17 protein-coding genes and 2 pseudogenes are annotated in these 21,672 nt (G+C 68.7%); 6 read left to right on the forward strand and 13 right to left on the reverse strand.

Annotated elements, in window-relative coordinates; genetic code table 11:
- Nucleotides 1-488: 488 nt before the first annotated feature.
- The 9 genes from FNH08_RS18510 to FNH08_RS18550 all read right to left on the reverse strand — a co-directional run bounded on the left by FNH08_RS18510 (nt 489) and on the right by FNH08_RS18550 (nt 10,340).
- Entirely contained in the window at nt 489-1,316 is an 828-nt protein-coding gene (locus FNH08_RS18510; protein ID WP_194238524.1) for an IclR family transcriptional regulator, read from the reverse strand.
- 151 nt (nt 1,317-1,467) lie between these two features.
- Entirely contained in the window at nt 1,468-1,851 is a 384-nt protein-coding gene (locus FNH08_RS18515) for a hypothetical protein (RefSeq protein ID WP_152772603.1), read from the reverse strand.
- Nucleotides 1,852-2,382: 531 nt separating this feature from the next.
- Nucleotides 2,383-3,585, reverse strand: coding sequence for an MFS transporter (locus tag FNH08_RS18520; RefSeq protein WP_152772604.1), 1,203 nt, complete (start codon nt 3,583-3,585; stop codon nt 2,383-2,385).
- A gap of 307 nt (nt 3,586-3,892) precedes the next feature.
- Entirely contained in the window at nt 3,893-4,360 is a 468-nt protein-coding gene (locus tag FNH08_RS18525; protein WP_228034207.1) for a DUF6069 family protein, read from the reverse strand.
- Nucleotides 4,361-4,618: 258 nt separating this feature from the next.
- Nucleotides 4,619-6,031: an aldehyde dehydrogenase family protein gene (locus FNH08_RS18530; protein ID WP_322724787.1), complete on the reverse strand. Its 1,413-nt coding sequence runs from the start codon at nt 6,029-6,031 to the stop codon at nt 4,619-4,621.
- Nucleotides 6,032-6,131: 100 nt separating this feature from the next.
- Nucleotides 6,132-7,367 carry a M24 family metallopeptidase gene (locus FNH08_RS18535; RefSeq protein WP_152772605.1) on the reverse strand — a complete coding sequence of 412 codons (1,236 nt, stop codon included), beginning with the start codon at nt 7,365-7,367 and terminating at the stop codon, nt 6,132-6,134.
- Nucleotides 7,364-8,713 (reverse strand): Rieske 2Fe-2S domain-containing protein, encoded by a 1,350-nt coding sequence (locus tag FNH08_RS18540; protein WP_194238525.1) that lies wholly within the window; start codon nt 8,711-8,713, stop codon nt 7,364-7,366. Before FNH08_RS18540 ends, FNH08_RS18535 begins: the two co-directional genes overlap by 4 nt.
- 41 nt (nt 8,714-8,754) lie before the next feature.
- Entirely contained in the window at nt 8,755-9,108 is a 354-nt protein-coding gene (locus FNH08_RS18545) for a hypothetical protein (RefSeq protein ID WP_152772607.1), read from the reverse strand.
- A complete protein-coding gene (locus FNH08_RS18550) occupies nt 9,108-10,340 on the reverse strand; it encodes an aromatic ring-hydroxylating oxygenase subunit alpha (protein ID WP_152772608.1) in 1,233 nt (410 codons plus the stop codon). Before FNH08_RS18550 ends, FNH08_RS18545 begins: the two co-directional genes overlap by 1 nt.
- Nucleotides 10,341-10,593: 253 nt before the next feature.
- Between FNH08_RS18550 and FNH08_RS18555 the strand changes: the two genes are divergently transcribed.
- Entirely contained in the window at nt 10,594-12,033 is a 1,440-nt protein-coding gene (locus FNH08_RS18555; protein ID WP_152772609.1) for a carotenoid oxygenase family protein, read from the forward strand.
- 277 nt (nt 12,034-12,310) lie between these two features.
- On the opposite strand, the gene FNH08_RS50800 is transcribed toward FNH08_RS18555, so the two are convergent.
- On the reverse strand, nt 12,311-12,475 hold the full coding sequence (locus FNH08_RS50800) for a hypothetical protein (protein ID WP_194238526.1): 165 nt from the start codon (nt 12,473-12,475) through the stop codon (nt 12,311-12,313).
- 115 nt (nt 12,476-12,590) lie between these two features.
- On the reverse strand, nt 12,591-13,037 hold the full coding sequence (locus tag FNH08_RS18560) for a hypothetical protein (RefSeq protein ID WP_152772610.1): 447 nt from the start codon (nt 13,035-13,037) through the stop codon (nt 12,591-12,593).
- Nucleotides 13,038-13,408: 371 nt separating this feature from the next.
- Here FNH08_RS18560 and FNH08_RS18565 point away from each other — a divergent pair, with 371 nt between their 5' ends.
- From FNH08_RS18565 to FNH08_RS54000, 5 genes and pseudogenes are all read left to right on the forward strand, one after another.
- The gene (locus FNH08_RS18565; protein ID WP_228034208.1) at nt 13,409-14,422 is read left to right on the forward strand and encodes a dolichyl-phosphate beta-glucosyltransferase; all 1,014 of its coding nucleotides are present in this window, start codon (nt 13,409-13,411) and stop codon (nt 14,420-14,422) included.
- On the forward strand, nt 14,410-14,691 hold the full coding sequence (locus tag FNH08_RS52035; protein ID WP_322724790.1) for a GtrA family protein: 282 nt from the start codon (nt 14,410-14,412) through the stop codon (nt 14,689-14,691). Before FNH08_RS18565 ends, FNH08_RS52035 begins: the two co-directional genes overlap by 13 nt.
- Nucleotides 14,692-14,737: 46 nt before the next feature.
- Nucleotides 14,738-17,077, forward strand: coding sequence for an ArnT family glycosyltransferase (locus FNH08_RS18570; protein WP_152772611.1), 2,340 nt, complete (start codon nt 14,738-14,740; stop codon nt 17,075-17,077).
- Nucleotides 17,078-17,105: 28 nt separating this feature from the next.
- Nucleotides 17,106-17,848: pseudogene (locus tag FNH08_RS18575) on the forward strand (response regulator transcription factor).
- Nucleotides 17,845-19,378 (forward strand): annotated as a pseudogene (locus FNH08_RS54000) (sensor histidine kinase). Before FNH08_RS18575 ends, FNH08_RS54000 begins: the two co-directional pseudogenes overlap by 4 nt.
- Nucleotides 19,379-19,457: 79 nt before the next feature.
- On the opposite strand, the gene FNH08_RS18585 reads toward FNH08_RS54000, so the two are convergent.
- Together FNH08_RS18585 and FNH08_RS18590 are read right to left on the reverse strand one after the other, a co-directional pair.
- The gene (locus FNH08_RS18585) at nt 19,458-21,137 is read right to left on the reverse strand and encodes a sodium:solute symporter family transporter (RefSeq protein ID WP_152772612.1); all 1,680 of its coding nucleotides are present in this window, start codon (nt 21,135-21,137) and stop codon (nt 19,458-19,460) included.
- Nucleotides 21,134-21,409, reverse strand: a complete 276-nt coding sequence (locus FNH08_RS18590; RefSeq protein ID WP_152772613.1) for a hypothetical protein — start codon at nt 21,407-21,409, stop codon at nt 21,134-21,136. Before FNH08_RS18590 ends, FNH08_RS18585 begins: the two co-directional genes overlap by 4 nt.
- Nucleotides 21,410-21,672 lie beyond the last annotated feature (263 nt).

A 21,672-nucleotide genomic window follows, 5' to 3' on the forward strand; every position in this document is an offset into this window, starting at 1 on the left:
CACCCGGGGACCGGTCCCCGGGTGAAATGGCTTACCGTTGCACCTGGCTGCATCACTGGGATTGCGAGCATGATGAGGAAGAACCTGCTCGTCGGCATCGTGCTCTTCAGCTTGGTGACGCTTAAGTGGGGCGACGAAGCCGGCTGAGCTCGCCGACCCAACTGTCGGCGGGGCCGAATCAGAGCTGATCAGTTCTGCGCTGACCTGTGGCTCGGTCTCGGTCTCCGCCCTGGGCTTGGACCTCGGCGCTATCGGTCAAATGCGGCGGAGGTGGCGACGGTGCGCTGCTCGGTCATGCCTCCGCCGAAACTGACTGGCTGTCGGCTTTCCGTGGCCCTGGACCACCCGGGCCGTCCGGACGCCCACGCACCCGCGTCGTCGAATGTGCGGTCGCTCGACCTCGGCGAGCCGCGGGAGCCTGCGAGTTCACCCAGGCGCGGATCGCTGTGACGGCTGGGCACTGCTGGGTCGGTAGGCGCTGTTCGCAGTCACGAGGGAGGCGGTGCGTCGTATGTGTCGGATTCGGGCAGCGTGTCGGACGGCACCGACGAGACCTGCTCCCGTGCCGTGTTGAGTGCGTCGACGATGTCTTGCTCGCGGTCATGAAAGCGAATGGCGGGGATCGGCACGGAGAGCGCCGCCAGTGTGCCGTAGGTGTCCTGGACGGCGATGGCGATGGCACACACGCCGGGAGTGCTCTCCTCCAGATCGAAGGCCATGCCTGTCCGCCGAACCTGCGTGAGTTCCTCCGCAAGGGCGGCCCGTCGCGTGATCGTGGAGGGGGTGAGCCGAGTCAGTCGTGCCGGGAGCAGGCGCGCGATCTCGGCATCGCTCAACTTCGCCAGGACGGCTTTGCCGTTGGCGGTGCAGTGCAGTGGCAAGCTGGTGCCCACCACCGATACGGCACGCAAGGTGTGCTGCCCCTGTATCGAATCGGTGATTCTCAGTCGGCCGGATTCCAGGACCGCGAGGTCGACCGTTTCCTCCAGGGTCTGGGCAAGGTGCTCCATCGCCGGCCGGAACAGGGCGCGAATCTCTGGTCGGCCGGCCTCGGCCCATCGCACCAATTCGGGACCGATGCGGACGCGCCCCGTAGCAGAGGCTGCGACCAGCACGCCCTCGACCTCCAGTGCGGAGACCAGCCGGTGAATCGTCGAGCGCGGGAGGCCGGTGCGTTCAGCGAGCTGGGAGAGGCTTAGTCCCTCCCGCTCGCCGGCGAGGGCGCGGAGCACCGCGACAGCCCGCCCGATGATCTTGATTCCGGCTTCGCCACCGTCCTGTGCGGCGGCTTCCTTGTGTGTGGCGTCAGGTGTCACTCGCCCAGTATGCGACTGCCGCACGGGACAATGGTGTCTCGCGTACCGGGCATTGCTGGTTGACGGGCTCGGCCTTTTCGTTGTACGACGATCGGCACGTTCTCGTCTCTGAACCGGATGAGCGACCTGTCGAGTGACCGGGGCCGACCGGCTACGGTGCTGCCTCGCGCAAGAGGGCCAGGAGGGTGTGCGCCTGTGGGGCACCCGCGTCGAAGAAGTGCGTGGCCAGTGCGGGTGGCACGGCAGTTCCATGCATGCGGACTTCGTGGCAGCTGAAGCAGAACGCCGCCTCGAACAGCGCCAGGTCGAGAGTGTCCGCGTACGCCCGGATGCTCCAGCCCGGCGAGAAGCCGCAGCGGTGCTGCTCGCCGCCGGGCAAACTCTCGATCAAGGCCAGGACACCGGCCGCCTCGCTCCCGATCCAGTGGGCGCCTGCCCTGCCGGGATACGGGGCTCCGCGCTTTGTCGGGAGTCCGGAGATCCTTGTGACCTCCAGCAACACAGCGGTGGCTACGGCTTCGGTGGGGAGCTGCATGTGCGTAGTGTGCCCGCGTCCGGTATCGGGGCTGTGCACCCGCCCCGGGGGACCGACTCGCGCACTCACAGGCCGACCGAAGCGGAGCACCTGCCGTAGAGCAGGATGCACGGTGCCGAGGAGACAGCTTCGGGCATGGGGAGGATGGATGTGACGCCGACCGCTTCAGACTATGCAGCGGCCCGGGCGTGCCGTCCGGGCCGAAGACAATGGCGGGACATCGGCCCGCCCATAACCGTGCTCCGGGCCGCGGGGTCGTGTCGACACACTCGAATCTGCCAGGTCGTTGGCCAGCGACAGATCGAGATGAGCGCCGGGTTCCCGCGCGGTCAGTGGACGGCCGTCGAGGCGTGCTGCGGCAGGTACGCGCGACACCGGCCTTCGGCGGCGGTCGGCCAGGACAGAGTCGTACAGGTCGGTCGTTGGGCGGAATCCTGTCGGGCGTCCGCAGTGCCGCCGGATCTCGTGGGCTGAACACACAAGGCGGGTCTCGCTCCGGCCGCGCGGCACGGCGGGGGGCATCTCCATCGACTACGGCAGGTTCGGGCGGGGTGGTGTCGTGAACTCTCCGTCACATGCCGGGCCCGGGTGAAACGGCGGTGGCAGCGGGGTGATGTGCCCGGCGTCCGCGAGGGTGCCGACGCGCTCCTGAAGGGCGGGGTGGGAACGGAGTTCGAGCACACGCGGTGCCGCACAGAGCGTCAGCGACCGAAGGTAGCCGTCGGCGATCCACACACCGATCAGCGGCATGACGAAGGAGAGGGGCTGGCCTGCGAGGAGGCTCAGCACCACAGCCGCGGTCAGCACCGTGACCGGCGGATAGAGCAGGATGAAAGCCATGGTGGCCCGGGCGGTCTCCGAGCGGGAGGTGGACGTCCCGTTCCGATGGATCGCCGTGCACGCCACGACGAAGATCGCCACAACCGCGCCAGCGCTCAGCGCGGCGTTGAAGCGCAGGTCGACGGAGGCGAGTCCCGTCAGGCCTGACCAGGCGATCAGGTTCGCTCCGATCACGAGGGCGCCCGTCCACACGATGACCCGCCGGCCCGGCTCGCGGTGTCCGTCCTGGTCAGGGGCCAGGACGGACACGTCGGTGCCGCGCGGCAGTAGCCACAGGCACAGGGCAACGGCGATGATTCCCAGGCCCGCTCCCATGGCCGTGATCAGGCGCCACGCGTTCTCGACCGGCAGCGCGCCCGCCGTGTTCTGGGCGACGAATCCCGCGATGGGTATTCCTAGCGGAACCAGTGCGAGTGAACGCCTGGCGCGGGTGGCCGCGTCCGCGCGGGCGCGCCTGCCTTTGGGGGCGGCGTTTTGGCGCGCGGCCCCGATCCTGGTGGCGGAGTCCTTGACGAGACTCAGGGTCAGTGGAAACGCGACGCCTGTGCCGATTCCGGCGAGCATGCTGAGAAGTCCCAGTTGCCAAGGGGCGGTTGCGAGTGCGCAAGCCCCGGACCAGAGCGTGAGCCACAGGAGTGCGGCGAGCGTCGCCTGCCGGAGCCCGAGGCGCCGGGCCAGCGCCACTGCGGCGTGGACGCCTGCCAGAACGCCCAGAAAAGCCGTGCTCCCGATCAGTCCCGCAGCGCTCGGTGACAGGTGCCAGCCGGGCTCGGTCTGCAGGGAATCGAGGAAGTTGGGGAACGCGACGAGCTGGTAACTCTGTGCGGCCAGGAGAAACAGTCCGAGTGGAACCAGACTGCGGCCAACAGGGGGTGTGACGGTGTCGGACGGCATGCCGGCCTCCAGATGGGGAACGGAAGGAAGGGACCAGCGCCCGGGATGGAACCGGGGCCGCGGTTGCGGGGATCTCGCGGTCGGATGTTTTCTGCCGAACGCCGGGAGCGCGCCGGCCATGATTCGACGGCGTCGAATCATGCGGGTTGCTGCAAGAGCAGAGCGCGCCGCCGGGGACCTTCGCGCCCCACCAATGAACGTCCTGGTAAGCAGGACATTATTCTGTTAATTGGGACTATGGTGGACCGTATGGCCGCACCCTGAAGAGGTCAAGTGGTGTGCGGGGTGATGGATGGGCGGCTGTGAGTCAGCTTCGGGGCGTGTCGTTCAGGGGCAGGGCGCGGTGGTAGGCGGCGACGGCCACCGCGGCGACCGCGACGTGCATGAGCACCAGTCCGATGATCCCGGCGGCGTCGGCGTGCGGAATGTAGTCGCTGACGAGCATCAGCAGGTCGGGGACGAAGGAGATGACCACGACGGCGGGGACCAGCCAGGACAGCACGGCGCGCGGCCGGGCCGACCACCGGCGGATCACCGCCCATCCGACTGCGCCGATGATGACGCCCAGGACAGTGAAGGTGACGTATGGCCCGGGCTGGAGGGGCTCGAAGTCGTCGGAGGCTCCGGCCGCCCGGGAGACCAGGGCGATCAGCGCGTCGGCGATGATCGCGGCCACGGTGCCCGCGATCAGCCATCCCGCGGCGGCGGCCCGGCTGGGCGCGGAGCGTATGGAGCGCGCCGGTGCAGGGGTGGCGGAGGAAGGCGTGGTGGACATGGGAAGACTCCTTCGGTGACGGGCGGTCGGCCGCTTGAGGCCCTGTGTTCCGCCCGGGCGTCAGGCGGTTTTCGGAAGCGGCTGTCTACACCACTCGCCACCTACAAGCATGTGCGGGTTCAAGAGCCGGATCGACTACGGGAACGAGTACTGGGCCGGACCCACCGTGGGACTGGCCGCATAGGAAGGGCTCCACACTTCGAGGGGATGGACAGACGCCGGCTGCTCATCGAGCAAGCACGCGGACGCCGGTGCTCATCAACCGCGCACGATGTGCAGCACCTTCGTCTCGGTATAGGACAGCAGGCCGGCCAGTCCGCCGGCCACGCCGAGGCCACTCCACTTGTGCCCGCTGAAAGACACGCCCGGTGCCGGCATGCCGTGCGTGTTGACCCAGGAGGTCCCGCATTCCAGCCGGGCCGCCACCGCTGCGGCCCGCTCCGGGTCCGCGCTCCACACCGAGCCGTCGAGCCCGAAGTGCGTACTGTTGGCCCGGGCCACCGCCTCTTCGACGTCGTCGTACGGGATCACCGGCAGAACGGGCCCGAACTGTTCCTCGTCGACGACGCGCACGCCGTCCTCGAGATCCCTCAGGATGGTCGGCGCGAAGAAGTAGCCGTCACCGTCCAGGCGCCGGCCTCCGGCGGCCGCGGTGGCACCGCCGGCCAGCGCGTCCGACACCAGCTCCTGGACCCTGGCGAACTGCGGCGTGGTGGCAAGCGGGCCCATCTGGACGCCGGGGAGCATGCCGTCACCCACTTGGACCGACCGTGCCCGGTCCGCCAGGGCGTCGACCACCTCGGTGTACCGGGCGCGTGGTACGTAGAGACGTTTCAGCGCCATGCAGATCTGCCCGCAGTTGACGAACGCGCCCCAGAACAACTTGTCGGCCATGGCGTCGAGGTCGACGTCGTCGAGGAGGATGCCCGCGTCGTTGCCGCCCAGCTCCAGGGTGATGCGCTTGAGGTCGGGCGCAGCCGACGCCGCCACGTGCTTTCCGGTGGCGACCGAACCCGTGAACGTCACCTTGCGGACCAGGGAGTGTTCGGCGAGCTGTGCACCCAGCGGGTCCCGGCCGCTGATGACGTTCAGCACGCCCGGCGGCAGCACGTCACGCAGAACGACTCCGAGTGCGAGCGAGGAGAGCGGCGTGAAAGGAGACGGTTTCAGTACCACGGTGTTACCCGCCAGCAGGGCCGGCGCGAACTTCATCGCGGCCTGGATCAGTGGGACATTCCACGGGGTGATCGCCGCGACCACGCCCATGGGCTGGTGCAGCACCTCGATCCGCTCCTCGTCGTCGTCCCGGATCACCTCCCGGGGCACGTCGAGGGCGGCAGTGCCCCGCAAGGTCATCGCGGTCACCATCACCTCGAATTGGGCGTCGGCGAGAGGCTTGCCCTGCTCCAGTGTGAGCAAGGTGGCGAGCTCCTCGGCGCTCTCCTCGATGCGTGCGGCCGCGGCCAGCAGCGCGCTGCGGCGAGCGTCCATGTCGTCGCGCCAGAGCGGGAAGGCGTCGGCGGCGGCTTGCACCGCGTCGTCCAGCTGAGCCGGTGAGCAGTCGGGCGCCTGGGCGAACACCCGGCCGGTGGCGGGGTTGTGCACCCCGAAGGTATCGACAGTGTGGACGTCCTTGCCGCCCACTGTCATCGGGTGGTTGTGCTCGGACACGGTGTCTCCTGGAGTGAGGGGCGGCCGGAGCCGTCAGGAAGGTGAGGAACGGGGCGGTGAGATCAGCGAGTACCGCGGGCGGAACGGGGTCGGAGTTCCGTCAGGACACGACGTGCATGCGGCAGGGAACGCTGTTGAGCTCGTCCGGTCCGTTCTCGCCCACGACGACGGTGCCGCCGATGTTGACGCGGTGCTGTCCGGTACAGGCGTTGGGTTCGAAAGCGAACGCCATGCCGGGGACGAGTTCCAGGTCGGAGATCGGCTCGACGGTACGGAAGACCCGGCGGCTGTCCTGGCCGGGGATCTGTTCGGCGTTCAGCGCGATGTGCCCGGCGAAGGCCGCGGGAGTGAGACTGTGCACCAGGGGGGTCATGTTGTAGTGGCCGGCCTTCAGGAGGGGCTCGCTCATGGCCCGGGCGACGTCGAGGAAGGCCGCTCCCGGACGCAGGGCCCGGAGCCCGGCGTCGTAGCAGTCACGGGCGACGTCGTGGAGCGTGTGCAGCACCTTCGGTACCGGCTCGACCGCGACGGACATCTGGACCTGTGTCTCGAATCCGCCGTAGCAGGACATGATCTCGGCCTGGACCAGGTCGCCGGGCTGGACTGTGCGGGAGGCGCCGCCGGCGTAGGTCCAGTAGGGCGGCGCCCAACCCGGGTCGTCCGCGCCGACACTCATGATGACGTGGGGGTAGGTGGTGGTGCACGAGTTGCGGTGGAGGACCTGCACGGCTGCCGCGTAGATCTCGGCCTCGCGCACGCCGGGCCGGATCATCTCCAGCATGGTCTGGCAGGCTTCCTCGGCCGCCTGGGCGGCGAAGCGGACCAGTTCCAGTTCCTGCGGCGTCTTGGGCAGCATCGTCTGGGCGAAGTCGAGGGACATGTCCTCGAATTCGGCCTCGGGCAGGTTGTTGAGGACGTAGTCCCACATCATGTGGGTGATGAGGCCCTCCATTTCCCCCGCCGAGCTCCCGGTCATGCCGACCACACCGATACGACTGGACGTCAGTCCCTCTTCGGTGAGTGCCTGGACCACCCCGCGGCCGAACGGACCGACGCGTACATCGTCGATCCAGAAGCGCACGTCCCGCATGTTCGCGGCCAGGCGGCGGGTGTAGCGGTGGTGGGTCCAGGTGAGGTGAACGGGGTCGCGTTCGGCGAAGAAGACGACGACGCCGTCGAGGACCTCGTTGGCGAGGTAACCCTCGTACCGTTCGCGGCCCTTGAGCCCGAAGACGAGCAGACAGTCGAGGTCCTTGTCCCGCATGAAGTCACGCGTGCGCTGCCAGCGCAGTTCGCGGGCGGCGAAGGGAAGGACGGGATACTGTTTCGCGGTCATGCCCCTACCCCCTCGGTCGCCTCGACGAGATCGCTCTCCAGGATCCTCGGATCGGCGCCCGCCGCCTCTGCCACGTCCCGGTAGTACTGCAACCAGTCGGTGCCCTCGGGGACATGACCGCCGCCGGCCATGAGGCCGCGGGTGAGCTCGGTGTCGTCCAGGGTGGCCGGGAGGTCCCCGGTTGTTGCGTACGCGTCGACGGCCTTCAGGAGGCGCCGCCGTGTCCGGCTTACCATCAGGTCCGAGGCGGACAGGTGCTCGTGGGTTCGGTCCACGACTGGTCCCATGCTTTCAGTGATCATCTTGTCCTGGATCTGGATGCCTTGCACTCCGGTGTAGTTGCCCTTCGCCTGGGCGTCCCGATCGAGGAAGTAGTTGTTCTCCTCGGAGGGAGTGAGCCGCCATCTGCCGTACCAGTCCTGGTCGTTGTTGGGCTGGAGCAGGTCTGCCATGCGGACCTTGACGCCCGGCAGCTCCGCGACGCCGGCGTGGAACGCCGACCTGCCGTCCACCAGCGCTCGAGGCCGGCTGAGCTGGAAGATCATGGAGTGGGTGTCGTCCATCGGCAGCCAGAACCGCACGACGGGCTCTTCGACCTCGAAGGGGTTCTGGCCGGGGATGGTCCAGGACGGCAGCAGCTGCTGGGTGTAGTGCCAGTAGTCGGGGGCGAAGCTCTCCGGCCTGCGGTGGCCCTCCATGGTGCCCCCGGCCGTGTTGACGACCTTGGTCTCCACGGCCCTGCCACTGGTGACCCACTTGAGGACGAAGTGCTCGCCGACGTCCTCGGGGTCATGGCCGCCGTGGTGGAGGAACGCGAGATGGGCCGCGTCGATGTCCCCCTCCATGCCCTGGAGCCAGTTGCACTCGCGCAGCCACATCTGGATCTCCAGCTCCTCGTCGTCGGCGACCACGCCGATCACGGGCAGCGGCGGCGGCGTCTCGCGCGACCCCATGTAGATCCAGACGAGGCCGTTGCGTTCCCGCACCGAGTAGGCCTTGGCGCGCACACGTGTGGGCACGCGTCCTCCCGCACTGCTCGGAATGTCGGTGACGCGGCCCTCCACGTCGAACATCCAGCCGTGGTAGGAGCAGCGCAGCCCGCCGTTCTCGTTGCGGCCGAAGAACAGGGAGGCGCAGCGGTGCGGACAGCGGTGGTCGAAGATGCCCATCCGGCCGCCGCTGTCGCGGAAGCCGACGAGGCGCTCGCCCAGCGCCATCAGGCGGATCGGGGCACCATCGGCCTCGAACTCGGAGGACCGGGCTATCGGCAGCCAGAACTGGCGGAAGAACTCTCCGGTCGGACTGCCGGGGCCGACGTGTGTCAGCTTGGCGAAGGGGTCAGTCATGGAGCGATCCATCTCTGTACGAGGTCGATGGTTCATCCGGATCACCAGGCGCGTGCGGGCCCGACCAGGTTCATCCCGTCCAGCGGATACAGGTCGCTGACCTCTGGTGTGGCCCATCCGAGGTCGACCGGGTGAGTGACCTCGGCGAAGGTCAGGGCGAGCTCGAAGAGGGCCTGCTCCCGCGGGGGCATGTCGTCGAGGGGGAAGGCGTTCAGATGGTTCACCACCGCTTCGATACGGGGGAGCATGGTGGCGCACAGGTCACGCAGCTCCTCGATGTCGGCGGCGACCATCGCCTCCATCCGCTCCTGTGCGTCGCGCAGGCGCCACCGCTCCAGGAAGCGCTCCAGGTCGGCAAATCCTTCGGGAAGTCCGGCTTCTGCGGAGAGCTCCATCACTTGGCTCCGATCAGTTCGTCGACGAGTCCGTAGCGGTGCTGGAGCGCGAACTCCTGCAGGGAGAGGTACAGATCGCTGATGGCACCCGACTCGAGGCCGCGCTGCACGTCCTCCATGGCGGCCAGGTCCTCCCGGGACACCGTGTACTGCAGGGCCCGGCTGTACGCCTGGGCCAGGCGGTCGCCGGCGTGCCGGGCCTTGCGGCCATAGACGTCGAAGACGACGCGGGAGTGGTTGCGGTCGATCGGCCAGACGGTGACGGTGCTGTACCAGTGCGAGCCGTTGAGGACGGCCACGTTGGGGAACTGCCACACGATGTCGAAGAACCAGGGGTGGTAGCGGGTGCGGTTCACCGCCGGCGGCAGCATGGAGAAGTCGGTCTCGACCGCCGGTGTCTGCTTGTACCCGAGGCCGTACAGGGCACCCTCGACGGGCGGGCTGACGTAGTCGGGGTTGGAGGGGTTGCTGGAGCGGATGTGGCGGTCGTACATGTCGACCACGGGCTTGTGCCGCATCGGGTTGCTCTTGCCGGCCAGCTTCGGCTGGGTGCGCCGATGCAGGAAGACGGTGTGGTACCCCTCCGAGAAGGCGTCCATGGCGATGTTCCAGTTGGCCCGGACGTCGATGGACCAGCAGCTGACCTTCTCCATCTCGCTGTAGTAGCCGTCGAATCCCTCGGCGAGCTCCCCCAGCCAGTCGTCGAGCGGCTCGGGGTTGTCGCTGAAGTTGGCGTAGATGAGGCCGGACCGGACCTCGACGCGGATCGGCACCAGCCCGAGGCGGGACTTGTCGACGGAGCGGAACTGCTTCTCGTCCGGCACCGAGCGCAGCTTCCCGTCGCCGGTGTACGACCAGCCGTGGAGCCAGCAGGTGTGCGCGGACGACGTCCCCTCGGCGAAACCGCAGTCCGTGGGGATCACCTTCTTGCCGCGGTGGCGGCACACGTTGTGGAACGCACGCACCTCCCCGTCCCGGCCCCGCTGGACCAGCACCGAGATGTTGAAGGTGGGCACGTCCAGGACGTAGTAACTCCCCGGCTTGGGAAGGTCGTTGACGTTTCCGACCAGGAACCAGGACGGACGGAAGACCTTCTCGACGACTGCGTCGTGATACTCCTGCGTCAATTTGTCCTTGACGGAGACGACGTCACGCAGGCCGGCGAACGGGTTGGGCGGGGACGGGGTCCCGCCGGTGAGTGGGGAAGCAGGGCTGACAGCGGCTTCAGACATATGAACTCCATAAGTTAGGACGCTAGTCCTGTCACATGGGACCGTATGGGAAAGGAGGCCCGCCTGGCAAGCAGAGTGGCCCGGGACGCCTTTTCCTGCAGGCAGGTTGACTGCGCCTGGCGTCCGGACTGCACTCAAGTCCGACTTGACCTCTTCTTGGTGCGGCTATACGGTCCCCATAGTGTCCTAAGAATGCAGATTTAATTCCTGACTATCAGGACACGTTCAGGTACATGGCAAGGAGGAGGCGTCCATGTGGGACCCCAGCAACATGTTTCTCAACGGGCCGTACGCACCCTGGCGCGAGGAGGGCGAGGCCTTCGACCTGGAGATCGAGGGCCGGCTCCCCGACGGGCTGAGCGGTGCCCTGTTCCGGGTCGGCCCCAGCCCGCTCCACCGCCCGCAGAATCCGAGCAGGTACCACTGGTTCGACGGCGACGGCATGGTCCACGCCATCTTCCTGCGTGACGGCCGGGCGACCTACCGCAACCGCTACGTGCAGACCGCGGGCCTGAAGGAAGAGATGGAGCTGGGCCGGGCGATCTACGGCGGTTTCATGAACGGCAGGGACACCCCCCTGCCGCCCGGCAAGTTCCCGAACAACCCCGCCAACACGCACGTGCAGCTGTACGGCAGCCGTCTGCTGGCCTTCTGTGAGGGCTACCCTCCGCGCGAGTTGCGACCGGACACCCTGGAGACGGTCAGCGAGCAGTACAACTTCCGCGGCGGACTCGTCGGTCCCCTGACCGCGCACCACAAGGTCGATCCGACGAACGGCGACTTCCTCACCTTCGGCAACATGGACGGCGCGATCACGTGGTACCGAGCCGACTGCGACGGGAACATCCTCGACCGTCACTCGGTCGACCTGGGGTTCCCCGCCCTCACGCATGACTACGCCGTCACCACCGATTACGCGATCTGGCTGGTCAGCCCGGCGACGGCACGCTTCGAGCGCATCCTCAACGGTCAGCCTTCGACGGTCTGGGAGCCGGAGAAGCTGGACACATGCCGCTGGGCCGTCCTGCATCGCAGGACAGGCGAGGTGACGTGGGTAGAAGCCTCCGACGCCTTCTCCACGTCACACTTCCTCAATGCCTACCAGGACGGCACGAAGATCATCGTCGACGGGCACCGCGTCGGCCAGTTCGGTCCCACCCTCAAGGACCTGGAGTCACCGCCGCCCGGTGGGGACTGGAACTGGTGGTTCAAGGAGATCATCACCACCCCCTGGCGCTGGGAACTCGACCTCGCCACGGGGAAGAGCGGGGACATTGAGGTCACCGATATCCAGGGAGAGTTCCCCCGGATCAACGATCAGCGAACCGGGTTGTCCCACCAGTACGGCTACTACACGACGACACGCGGAGCCGGCGACTGGTTCACCGACGGCCTGGCCAAGCACGACTACCGCACGGGCGAGACGTCGATCCAGACACTCGACGGTGTCCTGACCTCCCCGGGCGAGCCCGTCTTCGTGCCCCGCCCCGGCGCCCAGGCCGAGGACGACGGCTGGCTGCTGTCGGTCTGGTGGGACCCGACCACCGACCGCAGCGAGGTCATCGTCCAGGAAGCCCAGGACTTCACCGGCACGCCCATCGCCCGGATCAAGCTCAACCACCGGGTCCCCCTGGGCTTCCACGGCAGCTGGTCCGACGCGGCCGAGCTCGACGCCGCGGTGCGCGGCGCCTGAGTCATCAGTGACCCCTGGTCGGCGGGGTGCTACGGCTCCCCGTCGGCCATCGCATGCCCGCACTCGGCCCAGCGACTCGCCCGCAGGACTGTCTGAAGGTTCGGCATGTCGTCCGGCACGCGCTTCAGTCCGGAAGCGGTACGGCTCGACGGGCTGCTTCACGCAGTCCTGACCGTCCCTGCCGAGCACCGCGGTCCCTGTCCGGTGCGGCCGGAGTGGCGGAGCTGCAAGGCTGCGGGGGAGCGGTTTCTGCCTGCTTGCCGGGGAATTCACCGGGTTACGGTTCGCCGGACACGGCCGGCCCTGAGCACAGGGGCCCGACCAGGGCGCGGCGTGAGGCGCGCAGCGCGTGCAGGCGACTGCCGCCGTACGCGCACACGCCGGCCAGTACGAATCCGGGGAGTCCGGACAGGCGGACCGCAGAGTGGAGTCCGGCCGTCATGTTCCTGGCGTGCCGTGCGCACCGGGGTGCGGGCCGCTGCCAGGTAGCACACACGGGCCAGGAGACCCAGCAGGACGAGCAGGCCGATGAGCCACAGCGGCAGACCCGTTCCGAACTAGTTGCTGACTGCAACGGAGCGGTTCATGCCCTCGCCCTCCGTCGGAGTGCCGATGCCTCCGAGCCCGCCCGTCATGCCGCCGACTTCGCTCTGCTGTTGCTGGATCGCCGCTTGCCCCGCCGAACCGCGCCCAGAGCAGATCGGGCGCAGGGCGGCTCGGCGACGCGAAGGCCGGAGGAAGCCACACTCGACTCCGGCTCGGCCGCCACCGGCGGCGGTCAGACCGGCACGCTGGGCGACATGCCAGTTGATGGTCTCACCCTCGAACTGGGCGAGGTGACCGCCGACGGCCATGCTCAAAAGCGCCGGCACCAGCCGGGACAGCGCAGTGCTGCTCTGGGCACCGAGCGCGAGCGCCGCGGCGGCGACGGCGGCGCCGCCCTCCTGGGCGTGGCGGCCGACGTTGCCGCGTGGTGCGGGGACAGGCGAAGACGAAGCCGGCATCGGAAGGCTCCGCCGAGGACTGGGGACCGGCTCATGGCCTGGTCCGGGAACCGCTGCCGCCTTCAGCTGAGGTTCGCCGCCCTGCCGCGACATCCTCAGGGCAATGATCAGCAAAACATTCCAGCCACTGGCGGTCAGGCGCCGTGCCCTGCGCTGCGGCGGACCCTGTATGGCAGCAAGGGGGGTAGAGGCGGCGCCGACCGGGCTGCGCATGCCTGCCGTAGCGCTGTGATCTGGCCACCGTTACCTGACTCTCTGTCAGTTCTCGCATTCCTCTCCCGGGTCTCCCAGTTGGGTGGGTGAGAGTCGGGCTCTGTTCGCGATCAGCCCTGTGCAGCCGCCCCCCATGTCCCGTCTCGCCTGAGGAAGCCATGTCACCCAACCCCCACGGCACGGCTTTCACGCACAGCCCCGGCCGGACCGTCGCCTTCCAACCCCCTGGCGGGCACGCCCGCGCCGGCTCCGGGACGGCGAGCGTGGAGATCGTCGTGCCCGTCTACAACGAGGAACGCGCTCTGCCGGGCTGCCTGCGTACCCTGCACGCACGGCTGACCGAGGGCTTTCCGTTCCCCTGGCGCATCACCGTCGCCGACAACGCCAGCACAGACGGCACGCTCACCGTCGCCCGCAGCCTCGCGGAGGAACTGCCTGGCGTTGACGCCGTGCACCTGGAACGCAAAGGCCGGGGCCTCGCCCTGCGCATCGTGTGGGGGTGCAGCGACGCGGACATCGTGGCCTACATGGACGTGGACCTGTCCACCGGTCTCGACGGGCTGCTGCCGCTCGTCGCCCCGCTCGCCACGGGGCACTCCGACATCGCGATCGGCAGTCGGCTGGCCCTGGGTGCGCGTACCGTGCGCGGGCCGCGCCGCGAGTTCGTCTCCCGCTGCTACAACGGAATCATCCGGCTCACCCACGGCGTCCGCTTCACCGACGCCCAGTGCGGCTTCAAGGCCGCCCGTACGGAGGTGCTGCGCTCTCTGCTGAAAGTGACCCGGGACGACGCCTGGTTCTTCGACACCGAACTCCTGCTGCTCGCCGAGCACAACGGGCTGCGCGTCCACGAGGTGCCGGTCGACTGGGTGGAGGATGTCGACACCAGGGTCGACGTGGTGAGCACGGCCACCGATGACCTCAAGGGCCTGTGGCGGATGGCGCGGCTCAAGGCGTCCGGCGCCGCCCGTGTCGAACTGCCCCGCCGCCCCGCACCGGCCGCCGAGCACCCGGACGCCATCCTTGCGCCGCCCACGGGGCGGGGCGTGCTGTCGTGGGAGGTCGGCTGCTTCATCGCGATCGGCATCGCCTCCACCATCGGGCAGCGCTGCTGTACTGGCTGCTGCGCGGCTGGTGGCAGCCCACTGCCGCCAACCTGGTGTCGCTGCTGATCCTGACGGTGCTGAACACCGAGGCGAACCGCCGTCTCACCTTCCGGCAGGCCGAAACCCGGCCCGTGCGGGCCCATCTGGTCGCCGCCGCCGTGTTCGTACTCGGCTACCTGGTCACCTCCGGAGCGGTGCTGTGGTTCATGCACACCGACCCCGGGGCCTCGGCGGCCGCCGAGACCGCCGTCCTGGCCGCCGCGTCCGTCGCGGTCACCGCCGTCCGCTTCGCCGTGCTGCGGCTCGCTGTCTTCCGCCGCAAGACCACCGCCTGACCCAAGCCCCGCCACCGAGACTTCTGACGAGAGCTGATTCCTTTCCATGAACGAGTCCCACCGGACGCTGTCCGTCACGCCGGTGTCCGACGGTCCCTCGGAAACTCCTCCTAGCTCCCTGCCCGCCTGGGCGGCGCCGGCCGCTCTCGGCGCGATCCTGCTCGTCGCAGCCGTGCTGTACGGCTGGGCGCTCGGCTCGTTGGGCTGGGGCAACAGCTACTACTCCGCGGCCGTGAAGTCGATGGGGAAGAGCTGGACCTACTTCCTCTTCGGCTCCTACGACCCGGCCGGGGTCGTCACCATCGACAAGCCGCCCGCCGCCCTGTGGCCCCAGGTCATCACGAGCAAGATCTTCGGGCTGCACGGGTGGGCATTGATCCTTCCGCAGGTGATCGAGGGCGTGGCCGCGGTGTTCGTGCTGCATCGCACCGTGCGCCGCTGGGCGGGGGAGCAGGCCGCACTGCTGGCCGCCGCGGTGCTCACCCTCACTCCCATCACTGTGGCCATCAACCGGGACAACAATCCCGACACCCTGCTCGTCCTGCTGCTGGTGTCGGCGGCGTACGCGCTCACCCGTGCCCTGCAGACCGAGGGCCGGGCGGCGACCTGGTGGCTGTGCGCGAGTGGGTTCCTGATCGGGTGCGGGTTCCTCGCCAAGATGCTCGCGGCCTGGATGGTCGTCCCTGCGTTCGCCCTCGCCTGGCTCGTGGGCGGAGGCGGAGCATGGGCCGCACGGGTGTGGAGGTTGCTGACCGCGGGTGCCGTGCTGGCGGTGTCCTCACTGTGGTGGGTCGCGATGGTGGCGCTCTGGCCGGGGGACCGGCCCTACATCGGCGGCAGCACGGACGGCTCGGCCTGGGATCTGGTGGTTGGTTACAACGGACTCGGCCGGGTCTTCGGCTCCAGCGACGGCTCGTCGCAGTCCATGGCCGGCATGGGTGGGGGATTCGGCGGTGAGTCGGGTCTCGGCCGCATGTTCAACACCCAGGTCGGCGGACAGATCAGCTGGCTGCTGCCGGCCTGCGCCGTAGCCCTGGCGCTCGCGGTGGTGTGCACAGTCCTGTACCGCCGCGGGCGACTGGACCAGTCCGGCGTGCTGCCCGCCTCGGGTTGGCTGCTGTGGGGGAGCTGGCTGATCGTGTGCGTGGCCGTGTTCTCCACGCAGAAGGGCATCTTCCACCCGTACTACACCACCCAGTTGGCCCCGGCGGTCGCCGCCCTGTGCGGTGGGATGCTGGCCACTCTGATCCGTGTCCACCGAGCCGGCGTGACGTGGGCTCCCTGGGTCGGCGCGGCTGCCGTGGCGGTGACGGCCGGCTGGGCGATGGTTCTCGTCCGCCGTACGCCGGACTGGAACGGGTGGCTGATCTGGCCCGTGCTGCTGATCGGCTGTGCGGCGATTGCACTCCTCCTGTCCCGGCGCGGTGGGAACCTGCTCCTGGCCGGGGCGGCTGCCGCGGTGGTGTCGATGCTCGTGGCACCGGGGGCGTGGGCGGCGAACGTGTCGGCTTCTTCGGGCTCGTCGAATCTCATGGGCGGCGCCAACCCGACAGCGGGCCCGGGGGGTTCGCTGTCGGCCTTCGGAATGTCCGGCATACCTGGGCAGGGCTCGTCCGGGGATCAAGGGTCGTCGGGAATGCCCTCCGGGATGCCCTCGGATATGGAGGGTTTCCCCGGCGGGGCTTCCGGCTCGGGGCAGCCGTCGGGTGGGATGCCCTCCGGGATGCCGTCAGGGATGCCCGGTGGTGACCAGGGCGGTCTGCCGAGTGGTGGCCAGGGCGGTCTGCCGAGTGGTGGCCAGGGCGGTCTGCCGAGTGGTGGCCAGGGCGGGATGCCGAGCGGCCTCCCCAGCGGCATGCCCGGTGCGTCCGGTGGCTCAGGCTCGGCCTCCGGCGGTCTGCCCGCCTTCCCCGGTGGAGCCGGCGCGATGTCCGGCGGATTCGGCGGTTCCAGCGGCTCGGCACTCACCTCCGACCAGCGCAAGATGCTCAACTACGCCGTCAAGCATTCACCGAAGGCCCGGATCAAGCTCGCTGTGTCAGGCGGCGCCATGGCCACCAACGCGTTCATCCTGAACAGTGACGAGACGGTGATCGGCATGGGCGGCTTCATGGGCGCCGACGACGCGCCCTCGGTCGCCCAGCTGAAGAAATGGACCGGGAACGGCGAGCTGCGATACGTCGTTGGATCGGACAACGCCGGCGGTGGAGCGATGACGAGGCCCGGCATGTCGCAGGAGAACGCCACTGACCGCTCGGAGTGGATCTCCAAGAACTGCACCAAGGTCTCGGCGTCGGCGTACGGAGGCAGCAAGACGTCTCAGCAGAAGTCGGGCAGTGCGGCGCCCTTCGGCGCCTCGGTGCTCTACGACTGCGCCGCTCGGTGACCGGCAACAGAACGGACCGCACAGCACGATGACAGAGCAGCCCGCGGACAGGGCGCACTACAGGCTCCTCGTGGTCGAGGACGAACCCAGCATCCGCACCCTGTTGGAGTCCACCCTCCGGCTCACCGGATACGAGGTGAGCGCCGCGGAAACCGGCCAGTCCGCCCTCGTCGAGATCCAGCGACGGGAGCCGCACCTGGTGCTGCTCGACGTGATGCTCCCCGACCTGGACGGCTTCGAGGTCACACAACGATTGCGGGCGGCCGGGAACGACGTACCCGTGTTGTTCCTCACCGCCCGCATCGACATCGACGACCGCATCAAGGGGCTGAGCTCCGGCGGCGACGACTGTGTCACGAAGCCGTTCCACATCGACGAAGTGCTGCTCCGCATCGAGGCCATCCCGCGCCGCACGGTCGTCCAGGGTTCGGAACCGCTCATTGCGGAGACCGTGCTGCGTTACGCCGATCTTGAGCTCGACGAGAGTGCTCACGAGGTGCACCGCGCCGGGCACTACGTTCCGTTGTCACCGACCGAGTTCAAGCTGCTCGCCTATCTGCTGGCCAACCCGGGCAGGGTCCTGACCAGGGCTCAGATCCTCGATCACGTGTGAGCTACGACTTCGCCGGAGATGCCCGGATCGTCGAGACGTACGTGAGGTACGTGCGCAAGAAGGTCGACCGCCTCGGGCCGCCACTCATTCACACGGTGCGCGGCATCGGCTACTGCCTGCGGCTGCCACGCGAGCCGGGTGGGACGGCGGAGCAGTGAGTCGGCTGCTGCCCCGAATCCCCGGGTCCCTGCGGCGGCGCCTGATCCTGGGTGCGGCACTGCTGGCGACGGTCGCCGTCGTCGTCTCCCAGCTCATCGGGTTCGTGGTGCTGCGCTCATGGCTGTTGGACCGGGTCGACCAGCAACTGGCGGACTTCCACCCACCCGGACCGACCTACTTCGAGGCTCTCAAGGAGAACAACCCCGGGGACCGGCCCGGCGCCCTGCCCTCCGACTTCCGTGTCTACTTCTACGACGTCTCCGGTCGGCGGATGGCCATGTCGCTCGGTGCCGACGGCAAGCCGGGCCCACGGATCGGGAATTCGGTGGCGCGGCTCGGTCTGCACGGCGGCCGTCCAGAAACGGTGGAATCCGTCAGCGGCGACGGCCGTGGAGAGTTCTGCTGAGTTCCGGCCCGGAGGATATGCACGCCGTCGTGGCTCTGCCGCTGGACACCGTCGACGCCACCACGTCCAAGATTCTCTGGCTGAACGCGGTGTTGCTGGTCGTCACCGTCGCCGCCCTGCTCGCGCTGGGCCGCTGGGTGGTACGACTGGGCCTGCTCCCACTGACTCGTATGGAGCACACCGCCGAGCGCATCGGAGCGGGGCAACTGGATCTGCGACTCCCCGACATCGATGCGCGCACCGAGATCGGCCGGCTCGGCCGGGTGCTGAACTCCATGCTGGAGAGGCTGCAGTTGGCGCTCCGTGAACGGGAGGCATCGGAGGCGTGCATGCGGCGTTTCGTCGCCGACGCCGGCCACGAACTGCGCACCCCGCTCACCGCCATCCAGGGCTACGCACAGCTCGCACTCCGCCGGGAGGGTCTGTCGGCCCATGAGCAGAACGAGGCCCACCAGCTGATCGCCCAGAACGCGGAGCGGATGGGCCTCCTCGTCGACGACCTCCAACTTCTCGCCCAGCTGGACAGGGAACCGTCGTACGACAAAAACCCGGTGGACCTGCTCTCCCTGGCGGCGGACGCCGTGCGGACCGCCGCCTTGCACGGGGCGAGCCATCCGGTCGATCTGGGCCCCTTGTCGGACCCGGCGGGCAACGGCGAACTGGATGTGGTCGAGGCCGTCGGCGACCCCCCTCGGCTGAGACAGATCGTCGACAATCTGCTGTCCAACGCCCGTGAGCACACCCCGGCCGGCACTGCGGTCCACGTCAGGGTGGGCGAGACCCGGGTGGGCGTGGACACCTGCGGATCCGACCGCCCGGGGGTTGTTGGCGCGTCACCGCCCTTGCCGAACGGTACGCCGATCAGCGTGGTGGAAGTGGCGGACGAAGGGCCCGGGCTCACGGCCCAGGACGCCAAGCACGTCTTCGAGCGCTTCTACCGTACTGACCCTTCCCGCTCTCGCACCCACGGTGGTAGTGGCCTGGGCCTCTCCATCGCCGCCGTGGTCGCGGAGGCCACGGTGGCCGCCTCGAACTCGACACCGCGCCGGGCAGGGGATGTACCTTCCGCCTCGTCCTCCCCGCGGGGCGTTCGGATGGGCGATCCAGTGGTGTCTCCGGCTGATCGCCGCCTGTCCTGCCACTGTGCGCCGGCCCGCGGATGGGTGGCGAAGAGGGTGACACTGATGTACCCAGGCCCCTGCTCAGCCACTTCGCTCGGGTCGCTGCCCAGCCGTGCGTCCAGCCGGTACCGCTGTGGCGGCCGTCCGCCCGACGAGCAGGACAGCGCTGGTCACCGATGCGTCCTCTGCCTGGTGTCTGCGGGCTCGACGGTGCCCCACGAGGCTGCCCGCCCATCCCAGCAGGAAGGCGGCCGGGACGGAGACCAGAACCGGGGTGCTGTGGTCGAACCAGGCGAAGTCGGCGTTCGGCAAGAACGCCTGAGAGCTGCCTGAGGCGGAGGGCGAGAACACCGCCAGGCCGCCACTCAGGATGGTTCCGCCGTACACGGCCCACAGCAGGCCCGTTCGGTTGAAGCGGTCCCAGTAGAACGTGTAGAGCAGAACCGGGGCCACGGTCGACGCGGCCACTGCCGTGGCGAGCTGAGCCAGGAAAGCGGCGGAGCGTCCCTGCGCCAGTACGGCGAGCAGGATGCCGACGACGCCGGAGAGCAGGACGGCTATGCGCGCCACCATCAGTTCACGCGCGGGGTTGGACTGCCTGCGCTGAACGAGATGGTGGTACGTATCCCGGGCCAGGGCGGCGGCCGCTGCAAGCGTGGCGGCGCCCACGACGGCGAGCACGCTGAGAAAGATCGCGCAGGCGAGCGCAGTGAAAAGTAGACGGCTCGTGCCACTTCCCAGCCCGTCATCCAGACTGCTGGCCACGAGCATCAGCGAGTCGTCCGCATGGGACTGTCCGGAGAGAATGGTGTCAGCACCGATGCGGGCCGCTGCCCCCATGCCCAGAATGACCACGGTGACGCACACGAGCGCGACGACACCGGTCGCGTACCGGACGGAGCGGCGTGCTGTGGCGGTGTCCCTTGCCGCAGAGACGCGGCTGAGGACGTGAGGCATGCAGACGCCGCCGAGGACGGTCATGACCTGGCCCGCGGCGATGTCCAGACGTGGTGTTGGTCCGACGTCGAAGAGGCCACCGGTACTGAGATACCGGCCGGGACGGGTGCTGTGCGCGTCGGCAGCGGTGAGCAGGGCGCCGACATCTCCGTGGAAGAGGCGGAGCACGGCCAGGGACGCGAAGATCATGGACGCGAGCGTGACGGCAGCGGCGATTACCTGTATGACGGTGAGCCCCTTGGCGCCGCTGAGCATGCCGCAGGTGACCACCAGGCCTCCGATGAGCACGGTGCACATCTGCTGCACCCCGATGCCGGAAAACCCGAGGAGTGCCGCGGTGACGTTTCCGGCGGCCATGAGCTGAGCCACGAGGTACGGAGCGGTGACCGCGAGGGTGGCCACCGCGGCGGCCACCCGAGGCGCGGTGCCCGGCGCCCGGAGCGAGAAGAGGTCGCCGAGTGTGAGGGAGCCGCTGAGCTGCAGGGGGCGTGCCAGCAGAAGGAGGACAGCCATCGACAGAAGCACGCTGGTCGCGGCGGTGATGCCGTCGAAGCCGACGGTTGCCACCACACCGGTCACGCTGAGCAGCAAAGATGTGGAGACATAGCATCCCGCCAAGGCCAGGCCGTTCTTCAATGCCGAACCCTGCCGGTCACCGATGTAGAACTCCGACGGAGAGTCTCCGCGCAGGCCCGCGAAGACCGAGCCGAAGAGGGCAAGGACCATGAAGAGCATGAAGGAGCTGAGGACCAAGGCGTAGGGATCATCGGCTGCCGCCGCGAGGAAGGTGCTGCTGTGATTCATCTGAACCCTCCGATCTGCTGGACGGGCACGGCGGTTGCGTTCGCCTCGGTGGGTGCGTGCTGCAGCGGGTCCAGCAGGCATGCACTGCGATGGTCGAAGCGGCGGGCCGTTGCCAGCAGGGCCACTGCCTGGAGCAGATACAGCGACAGGCCCGCGGTCATGTCGGTGCTGAACAGTCGCGTGGCGAGCAGATCGCCAGGGAGCGCGATGAGGGTGACCGCGGTGCCGAAGCACAGGGCGTTGGGTACGAGGTAGGCCAAGTCCAGGTGCACTGCCCGTCGACGCGCTTGAGACAGCGGCGACTGGGCGGGGTGATCGGGGAACCTGTGGTGCCTTGGTGGCTGAGCCGAGAGTCGCATCGCTACCTTCACGTGCTGGTCGGGTGTGGGTCGGTCGGCGGCCGCTCTGGGAGCTGACCCCGAGCCTCAGGGCAGCGCTTAGATAACGGGCAGCAGCTCCTGGCGGCCGGAAGTGGGGGAGGGCTGTCGTCGTCGAGCGGCCGGGGCGGCGGCAAACGCGGTGGAGAGCCGCCGGC

It is taken from the genome of Streptomyces spongiae, from assembly GCF_009377185.1.
GTDB lineage: Bacteria > Actinomycetota > Actinomycetes > Streptomycetales > Streptomycetaceae > Streptomyces > Streptomyces spongiae.

Excerpts from the sequence above, each read along its gene's own strand:
- FNH08_RS18515 (WP_152772603.1), bottom strand. The coding sequence starts at position 1,851 with ATGCAGCTCCCCACCGAAGCCGTAGCCACCGCTGTGTTGCTGGAGGTC.
- FNH08_RS18520 (WP_152772604.1), bottom strand. The coding sequence starts at position 3,585 with ATGCCGTCCGACACCGTCACACCCCCTGTTGGCCGCAGTCTGGTTCCA.
- FNH08_RS18525 (WP_228034207.1), bottom strand. The coding sequence starts at position 4,360 with ATGTCCACCACGCCTTCCTCCGCCACCCCTGCACCGGCGCGCTCCATA.
- FNH08_RS18535 (WP_152772605.1), bottom strand. The coding sequence starts at position 7,367 with ATGACCGCGAAACAGTATCCCGTCCTTCCCTTCGCCGCCCGCGAACTG.
- FNH08_RS18540 (WP_194238525.1), bottom strand. The coding sequence starts at position 8,713 with ATGACTGACCCCTTCGCCAAGCTGACACACGTCGGCCCCGGCAGTCCG.
- FNH08_RS18545 (WP_152772607.1), bottom strand. The coding sequence starts at position 9,108 with ATGGAGCTCTCCGCAGAAGCCGGACTTCCCGAAGGATTTGCCGACCTG.
- FNH08_RS18550 (WP_152772608.1), bottom strand. The coding sequence starts at position 10,340 with ATGTCTGAAGCCGCTGTCAGCCCTGCTTCCCCACTCACCGGCGGGACC.
- FNH08_RS18555 (WP_152772609.1), top strand. The coding sequence starts at position 10,594 with ATGTGGGACCCCAGCAACATGTTTCTCAACGGGCCGTACGCACCCTGG.
- FNH08_RS50800 (WP_194238526.1), bottom strand. The coding sequence starts at position 12,475 with ATGACGGCCGGACTCCACTCTGCGGTCCGCCTGTCCGGACTCCCCGGA.
- FNH08_RS18560 (WP_152772610.1), bottom strand. The coding sequence starts at position 13,037 with ATGCCGGCTTCGTCTTCGCCTGTCCCCGCACCACGCGGCAACGTCGGC.
- FNH08_RS18565 (WP_228034208.1), top strand. The coding sequence starts at position 13,409 with ATGTCACCCAACCCCCACGGCACGGCTTTCACGCACAGCCCCGGCCGG.
- FNH08_RS18570 (WP_152772611.1), top strand. The coding sequence starts at position 14,738 with ATGAACGAGTCCCACCGGACGCTGTCCGTCACGCCGGTGTCCGACGGT.
- FNH08_RS18585 (WP_152772612.1), bottom strand. The coding sequence starts at position 21,137 with ATGAATCACAGCAGCACCTTCCTCGCGGCGGCAGCCGATGATCCCTAC.